This window comes from Nocardioides sp. (genome assembly GCF_035697785.1).
Taxonomy (GTDB): domain Bacteria; phylum Actinomycetota; class Actinomycetes; order Propionibacteriales; family Nocardioidaceae; genus Nocardioides_B.
Genome location: NZ_DASSCL010000173.1, coordinates 1 through 8,297, shown reverse-complemented (window position 1 = coordinate 8,297; position 8,297 = coordinate 1). Strand labels below are relative to the sequence as shown.

Here is an 8,297-nt window from a genome sequence, read left to right as displayed (position 1 = left end):
CGGCGACGGCAAGCCCGTCGTCGCCACGGCGTTCACGCGCCTGACCGGCAAGTCCCCGGTCCTGCTGGCCGGGATGACCCCGACCACCGTCGACCCCGAGATCGTCGCCGCCGCGGCCAACGCCGGCCACTGGGCCGAGCTGGCCGGTGGCGGCCAGGTCACCGAGCCGATCTTCGACAAGAACATGGCGCGCCTGCGCGAGCGGCTCGACGAGGGCGTCACCGCGCAGTTCAACACGCTCTTCCTCGACCCCTACCTGTGGAAGCTCCAGGTCGGCGGCCAGCGCCTCGTCCAGAAGGCCCGGATGGCCGGTGCCCCGCTCGACGGCCTGGTGATCAGCGCCGGCATCCCCGAGACCGACGACGCCGTCGCGATCATCGAGGACCTTCAGGAGGCCGGCATCACGCATGTGGTGTTCAAGCCCGGCACGGTCAAGCAGATCCGCCAGGTGCTCGCGATCGCCCGCGAGGTCGAGACCCCGCTGATCATGCACGTCGAGGGCGGTGTTGCCGGCGGCCACCACTCGTGGGAGGACCTCGACGAGCTGCTGCTCGCCACCTACCCCGAGCTGCGCTCGGTCCCCAACCTGGTCGTGTGCGTCGGCGGCGGCATCGGTACGCCGGACCGCGCGGTCGACTACCTCACCGGCACCTGGGCCACCGCGCACGGCGAGGCCCCCATGCCCGTGGACGGCGTGCTGATCGGTACCGCCGCGATGGCGACCCGCGAGGCCACCACCTCCGCCTCGGTCAAGCAGCTGCTGGTCGACACCCCCGGTGTGAGCACCGACGTCAACGGCGGCTGGGTCGGCGCCGGCCGCAGCGCCGGCAACGTCACGAGCGGCCGCAGCCAGCTCGGCGCGGACATCCACGAGATCGACAACGCCGCCTCCCGCTGCGGCGCCCTCCTCGACCAGGTCGCCGGCGACGCCGAGGCCGCCCTCGCCCGCAAGGACGAGCTGGTCGCGGCCATGTCCGTCACCGCGAAGCCGTACTTCGGCGATGTCACCGAGATGACCTACGAGCAGGTGCTGCGCCGCTACGTCGAGCTCAGCGGTCCGCGCGACGGCGAGTGGCTCGACGTCACCTTCGCCGACCGCTTCACCGCGCTGCTCGACCGCGCGCTGGCGCGGGTGCACCCCCAGACCTCGGGTCCGATCGACCGGATCGAGGCCGACGACCCGACCGCCGCCATCGACACGCTCGTGGCGGAGCACCCGCAGGCCACGGCCTGCCGGCTGCACCCGGCCGACGTGCAGCACTTCCTCGAGGTGTGCCGCCGCCCGGGCAAGCCGGTCAACTTCGTCCCCGTGATCGACGCCGACGTACGCCGGTGGTGGCGATCCGACTCGCTGTGGCAGGCCCACGACGAGTCCTACGGGGCCGAGCAGGTCATCGCGATCCCCGGACCGGTCGCGGTGGCCGGGATCACGCGGGTCGACGAGCCGGTCGCGGACCTGCTCGACCGGTTCGAGCACGCGATCGTCGAGGAGCTCGTCACGCACGACTCCCCGGTCACGACCGCGGTGAACCGCAGCACCGTGGGCGAGGACGCCACCGTCCTCGACGCGGTCCGCAACGCCACCGACGTGGTGTGGGCGGGGCGCGTGGTGCCCAACCCGGTGCACCGGCTGGACGGCACGCCCGCCCAGCTGGTTCAGGACGGACCGGACGCTGCCGTGCTGGAGGTGCCGCTCGCGCGCGGCGCGCTCCGGTTGCGGCTCGACCTCTCGGGGGTCCGGGCCGGCCGGCTGCCGGTGATCTCGGAGGAGTCCGCCGGTGAGGCGATGGGCGCGCTGCTCGCGCTCACCGCCGGCGGCAGCCTGCCCGAGGTCGACGAGGGCACCGCCGTGCTGCACACCTCGTGGAGCACCGAGCTCGTCGCCGACCACATCGGCGTGACCGCCCCGCAGCGGCACCGCCGCGGCGACCAGGTCACCGACCCGGCCGAGGCGATCGTCCCCGACACGCTCGTGGGGCTCGCCTGGCCGGCGGTGTTCGCCTGCATCGGCGCCACCGAGGGCCTCCTCGACCTGGTCCACCTCGACCACCGCATCGAGGTGGCGCCGGGTGGCTTCGAGACCCTCCGCGCCGACGGCGTCGACCTGACGATCGAGGCGACCCGCGCCGGCGTCAGCGAGACGACGGCCGGTCGGGTGATCGCCGTGAACGTGCGCATCACCACGACCACGGGCGCCACGATCGCCACCCTGCACGAGAGGTTCATGGTCCGCGGCCGTGTCGGTGACGCCGAGCTGGCCGCCCCTGCCCCGCTCGTGCCCGACGCCCTCGACAAGCCGCGGGCGCGGATGGACCGCTTCACCGTGACCGCCCCGCACCACATGGCGGCGTTCGCGGCCGTGAGCGGCGACCACAACCCGCTGCACACCGACGTCCCGGCCGCCCGCCTGGCCGGCTTCGACGGCCCGATCGTGCACGGCATGTGGCTCTCCGCGGTCGGCGAGCGCGCCGCCGCGAGCGTCGCCGCCCGCAACCACGCCCGCACCGTGCAGGGCTGGCAGGCCCGCTGGGTCGCCCCGCTGCTGCCCGGCGCCGAGGTGGAGGTCACCGTCGAGCGCACCGGCGTGCGTGACGGTGCCACCGTGCTCGAGGTGAGCGCCCGTGCCGACGGCGAGCTCGCGATGGTGGCCGAGGCCCTCGTCGCAGCCCCGCACACGGCGTACGCCTTCCCCGGCCAGGGCATCCAGAGCAAGGGCATGGGCCTCGAGGCCCGCTCCCGCTCGGCTGCCGCCCGCGAGGTCTGGGACCGCGCGGACCAGCACACCCGTGAGGCGCTGGGCTTCTCCATCCTCGCGGTCGTCCGCGACAACCCGACCGAGCTCTGGGCCGACGGCGAGCTGCACCGCCACCCCGACGGCGTGCTCTTCCTGACCCAGTTCACCCAGGTCGCGATGGCGACGCTGGCCGTCGCCCAGGTCGCCGAGATGCGCGAGGCCGGCGTCTTCGTCGAGGGTGCGATCACCTGCGGTCACTCCGTGGGCGAGTACAACGCCCTCGCCGCGGTCACCGGCATCCTGCCCCTCGAGGCGCTGCTGGAGATCGTGTTCCGCCGCGGCATGGCGATGCACCACCTGGTGCCCCGTGACGCGCAGGGCCGCAGCAACTACCGGCTCGCCGCGATCCGCCCGTCGCAGATCGGCCTGGCCGACGACGACGTCCCCGAGTTCATCGGCGCGATCGGCGAGCGCACCGGCGAGTTCATCCAGATCGTCAACTACAACCTGCGTGGCTCGCAGTACGCCATCGCCGGCACCGTCGCCGGCCTGGAGGCGCTGGAGGAAGAGGTCGCGGAGCGGCGCGCGCGCTTCGGCGGCAAGCCGGCGTTCATCCTGGTGCCGGGCATCGACGTGCCGTTCCACTCCTCGGAGCTGCACGCGGGTGTCGCCGACTTCCGCCAGCGTCTCGACGAGCTGCTGCCGGCGCACATCGACACCTCGGTGCTGATCGGGCGCTACATCCCCAACCTGGTGCCGCGGCTGTTCACCCTCGACCGCTCGTACGTCGAGGAGGTGGCGTCCTACGTCGACTCCCCCGCGTTGAGCGCAGCGCTGGCCGACTGGGAGACCACGTCGGCAGACCCGGACCTGCTGGGTCGCACCCTGCTGATCGAGCTGCTCGCGTGGCAATTCGCCAGCCCGGTGCGCTGGATCGAGACCCAGGACCTGCTGTTCGGGTCCGTGGACGCAGACGTCGAGGACGGCGGCGGGCTGGGTGTCGAGGACTTCGTCGAGATCGGCGTCGCCTCCGCCCCCACCCTGGCCAACCTCGCTGCACAGACCACGAAGCTGCCCTCCTACGACGGCGTGGCGCCGCGGATCCTCAACTCGGGCCGCGACGAGGCCGTCGTGTTCGCCACCGACACCCCGGTGGTCGACGACGAGCAGCCGGAGGCCGACACCGAGTCGACCGAGTCGGCCGAGCCGAAGGCGCAGGAGGCCCCGGCCTCGTCCGCGCCGAGCGCGCCGGTGGCCGAGTCCGCCGACCGTCCGGCCGACCTGTCCTTCGACGCCGGTGACGCGACCCGCATCCTGGTCGCGCTGCGCACCAAGGTGCGCCCGGACCAGATCGGGCCCGCGGACACCATCGAGGCGCTCTGCGACGGTGTCTCGTCGCGGCGCAACCAGCTGCTCGTCGACCTCGGGGCCGAGCTCTCGCTCGGTGCCATCGACGGCGCGGCCGAGGCCGCGTGGTCGGCGCTGTCGGCCAACGTGAACAAGCTGGCCCGCACCTACAAGCCGTTCGGCCCGGTGCTCAGCGAGGCGATCAGCGAGCAGCTGCGCAAGTTCGCCGGCAGCGCCGGCAAGAAGCCGTCGGCGATCGCGGACCGCGTCACCGACGTCTGGCAGCTCGGCCCGGGCTGGGTCGCGCACGTCTCCGCGGAGCTCGCGACCGGGCTGCGTGACGGCAGCTCCACCCGTGGTGGTGCGCTCGGCTACGAGATGGACCTCGGCGACCTCGACACGGTCGTCGACCACGCCGTGCAGGCCGTGGGCCGGGCCCAGGGCGTGCAGGTCACCATGCCAGCCGGCGGTGGTGGCGCCGAGGGCGCCATGGTCGACTCCGCTGCGCTGGACGCGCTCACCGAGTCGATCACCGGCGAGGACGGCGTGCTCGCCTCGACCGCACGGCACCTGCTGAGCAAGCTGGGCGTCGCCCAGCCCGACGCCGCGGCCGAGGAGGGCGAGGACCTCGACGCCGAGCTGGTGAAGCTCGTCGAGACCGAGCTCGGCCCCGACTGGGCCCGCAAGGTGTCGCCGTCGTTCGACCCGCGCCGAGCAGTGCTGCTGGACGACCGCTGGGCCTCGGTCCGCGAGGACTTCGCCCGCGCCTGGACCGGCGACGAGTCGGTGCTCGAGCGCACCTTCCACGGACTGGACGAGCAGGCGCTCGGCCAGGCCCGCTGGTGGCTCGACAGGGCCGAGCGCGAGCAGCGCACCGACCTGGTGCGGCTCTACGGCGACGTCATCTCCGCCGCCGAGCGTGAGCTGTCGTGGACCGACGAGGTCGCCGTGGTGACCGGCGCGGCCCGCGGGTCGATCGCCGCCGCCGTGGTGGGCGACCTGCTGCGCGGCGGTGCGACCGTGGTGGCCACCACCTCGCGCCTGGACAAGGAGCGGCTCGCGTTCTTCCGCGAGCTCTACCGCGACCACGCCGCGACCGGTGCCTCCCTGTGGGTGCTGCCGGCCAACCTGGCGTCCTACTCCGACGTCGACGCCCTGGTCGAGTGGATCTCCTCCCCCGTGGTGGAGTCCGCCGGCGGGGCGAAGACCGAGCTGCGGCCCGCGCTGGACCCGACGCTGGTCTTCCCGTTCGCCGCCCCCGGGGTGCAGGGCACGGCTGCTGACGCCGGCCCGCGTGCCGAGGTCGAGCTGCGCGTCCTGCTCTGGGGCGTGGAGCGCCTGGTGACGGGTCTGGCCGCCAAGGGTGCCGAGCACCGCCTCGGCCGTCGGGTGCACGTGGTGCTCCCTGGCTCTCCCAACCGTGGCCGCTTCGGTGGCGACGGTGCGTACGGCGAGGCGAAGGCCGCGTTCGACGCCTTCGTGCAGCGTTGGCACGCCGAGCAGGAGTGGGCACGCCGGGTCTCCCTGGCCCACGCCCACATCGGCTGGGTCCGTGGCACCGGTCTGATGGGTCACAACGACCCGCTGGTCGACGCGGTCACCGAGGCCGGCGTACGCACCTGGTCGCCGAGCGAGATGGCCGCCGAGCTGCTCGAGCTGTGCAGCCCCGAGTCGCGCAAGGCTGCGGCGGTCGAGCCGATCGTGGCCGACCTGACCGGCGGCCTGGGTGAGGTCGACCTCGACCTCGCCGCGCTGGCCCGCGAGGCGCGCGCGGCCGCTGCCTCCGCGACCGAGGAGTCGACCACGGAGGACGACGACGCGCTGCTCGCACTGACCCACCCGGCCGGGTGGAAGACCGCGCAGCCGACGATGGCCTGGCCCGAGATCGACGCCCGTCCCGAGGACATGGTCGTCATCGTCGGTGCCGGCGAGGTCGGTCCGCTCGGCTCGTCCCGCACCCGCTTCGAGCTGGAGGTGGAGGACCGCCTGTCCCCCGCCGGCGTGCTCGAGCTGGCCTGGGTGACCGGGCTGATCGTGTGGGAGCAGGAGCCGGTCGCCGGCTGGCACGACGCCGAGTCGGGCGAGCTGCTCACCGAGGCCGAGGTCGTGGAGAAGTTCCAGGACCGGGTCGAGGAGAGCGTCGGCATCCGCCGCTACCGCGACGACGGCGCGATGGTGGACAACACCGCGCCGCTGATGGCGTCGGTGTTCCTCGACGAGGACACCTCGTTCGTCGTACGGACCAAGGACGAGGCCGAGGCCATGCTGGCCGAGGACCCGAAGCACACCCGGATCGCCCTGGCGGACCCGCAGGACCCCAACGGCGACTGGCAGGTCACCCGCCTCGCGGGCAGCCAGATCCGCGTGCCGCGACGCTTCAAGCTGTCCCGCTTCGTCGGCGCCCAGGTGCCCGACGGGTTCGACCCGAAGGCCTGGGGCCTCGGCTCGATGACCGAGTCCGTCGACCGGCTCGCGGCGTGGAACCTCGTCGCCACCGTGGACGCGTTCGTCTCGAGCGGCTTCGAGCCGGCAGAGCTGCTGCGCTGGGTGCACCCGACGAAGTTCGCCAACACCCAGGGCACCGGCATCGGCGGCATGCAGTCGACCCGCAAGATGTACGTCGACGCGCTGCTCGGCGAGACGCCGCCCAACGACGTGCTGCAGGAGGCGCTGCCGAACGTGATCGCGGCGCACACCGTGCAGTCCTACCTCGGTGGGTACGGCTCGATGGTGCACCCGGTCGCCGCCTGTGCGACGGCCGCGGTCAGCGTCGAGGAGGGCGTTGACAAGATCCGTCTCGACAAGGCCAGCGTGGTCGTGGCCGGTGGCTTCGACGACCTCGGCCTCGAGGGCATCGTCGGCTTCGGCAACATGAGCGCCACCGCGGACACCGCGGAGATGCTCGCCAAGGGCATCGACGAGCGCCACGTGTGCCGGCCCAACGACCGTCGTCGTGGCGGGTTCGTCGAGGGCCAGGGCGGCGGCACCGTCGTGCTGGCGCGCGGCGACGTGGCCGCCGAGATGGGTCTGCCCGTCCTCGGTGTGGTCGCCTACGCCGGCTCGTTCGCCGACGGCATCCACACCTCGATCCCGGCGCCCGGCATCGGCGCGCTGGGCGCGGGCGTGGGTGGTGCCGAGTCGCCGCTGGCGAAGGGCCTCGCGTCCCTGGGCCTCGGCGCGGACGACCTTGCGGTGGTGTCCAAGCACGACACCTCCACCGCGGCCAACGACCCGAACGAGTCGCAGCTGCACGAGCGGCTCGCCGACGCGCTCGGGCGCACGGCCGGCAACCCGCTCTACGTGGTGAGCCAGAAGTCGCTGACGGGGCACGCCAAGGGTGGTGCGGCCGCGTTCCAGCTCATCGGGCTGTGCCAGCTCCTGGCCACCGGCACGGTGCCGCCGAACCGCGGTCTCGACTGCGTGGACGACGTACTCGCCGACACCGAGCACCTCGTCTGGCTGCGCCAGGCCCTGCAGACCGGCCCGCTCCGGGCAGGACTGCTGACCAGCCTGGGCTTCGGGCACGTCTCCGCGATGGTCGCGGTGGCGCACCCGGGCGCGTTCGTGGCGGCCCTGTCGCCCGAGCAGCGCGAGACCTGGCTGCAGCGCGCGACCGAGCGACTGGTCGCCGGCGAGGCACGGCTGCTGGACGCGATGTGCGGCGGTGCTCCGCTGTATGCGAAGTCCGAGAAGCGCCGCTTCGCCGACGCCGACGTGACCCGGACCAAGGCCGACGAGGCCGCGATGCTGGTCGACCCGGCGGCCCGACTGGGCGAGAACGGCGTCTACGCGAGGGCGGGCCAGCAGTGACCGAGGTGCGTCGTACGACGGAGGCCGAGACCGGGACCGACCCGGCGGTCGAGGAGACTGCGCAGCAACCGTCTCGACAGGCCGGAACGGCGACGGTCGACCTGACCAACGCCGTCGGCGTCGGCATCGACGTCGTCGGCATCACTGCCTTCGCCGAACAGCTCGAGGAGCCCGGCACCCGGTTCGCGCAGGTGTTCACCCCCGGTGAGCGCCGCGCGGCCCGGGCCGGTTCCGGCACCGAGGCCGAGAGCCTCGCCGCTCGCTGGGCTGCCAAGGAGGCCGTGATCAAGGCGTGGTCGAGCACCTGCTTCGGCAACCCCGAGGTGATCGACCCCGAACACGTCGACCTCCGCGAGATCGAGGTCCGCAACGACGCCTGGGGCCGCCCAGCCATCCGCCTGCACGG

2 protein-coding genes are annotated in these 8,297 nt (G+C 73.3%); both read left to right on the top strand.

The window, feature by feature from the left end; translation table 11 throughout:
* Window positions 1-73: 73 nt before the first annotated feature.
* On the top strand, window positions 74-7,891 hold the full coding sequence (locus tag VFH10_RS17995; protein WP_325131076.1) for a polyketide synthase: 7,818 nt from the start codon (window positions 74-76) through the stop codon (window positions 7,889-7,891).
* Window positions 7,888-8,297 (top strand): holo-ACP synthase (locus VFH10_RS17990; RefSeq protein WP_325131074.1); only part of this gene is annotated, 410 nt, incomplete at its 3' end. The genes VFH10_RS17995 and VFH10_RS17990, both read left to right, overlap by 4 nt.

What these genes read in the sequence shown, in the direction of transcription:
- VFH10_RS17995 (WP_325131076.1), top strand. Translation starts at nt 74, where the DNA reads ATGACCCCGACCACCGTCGACCCCGAGATCGTCGCCGCCGCGGCCAAC.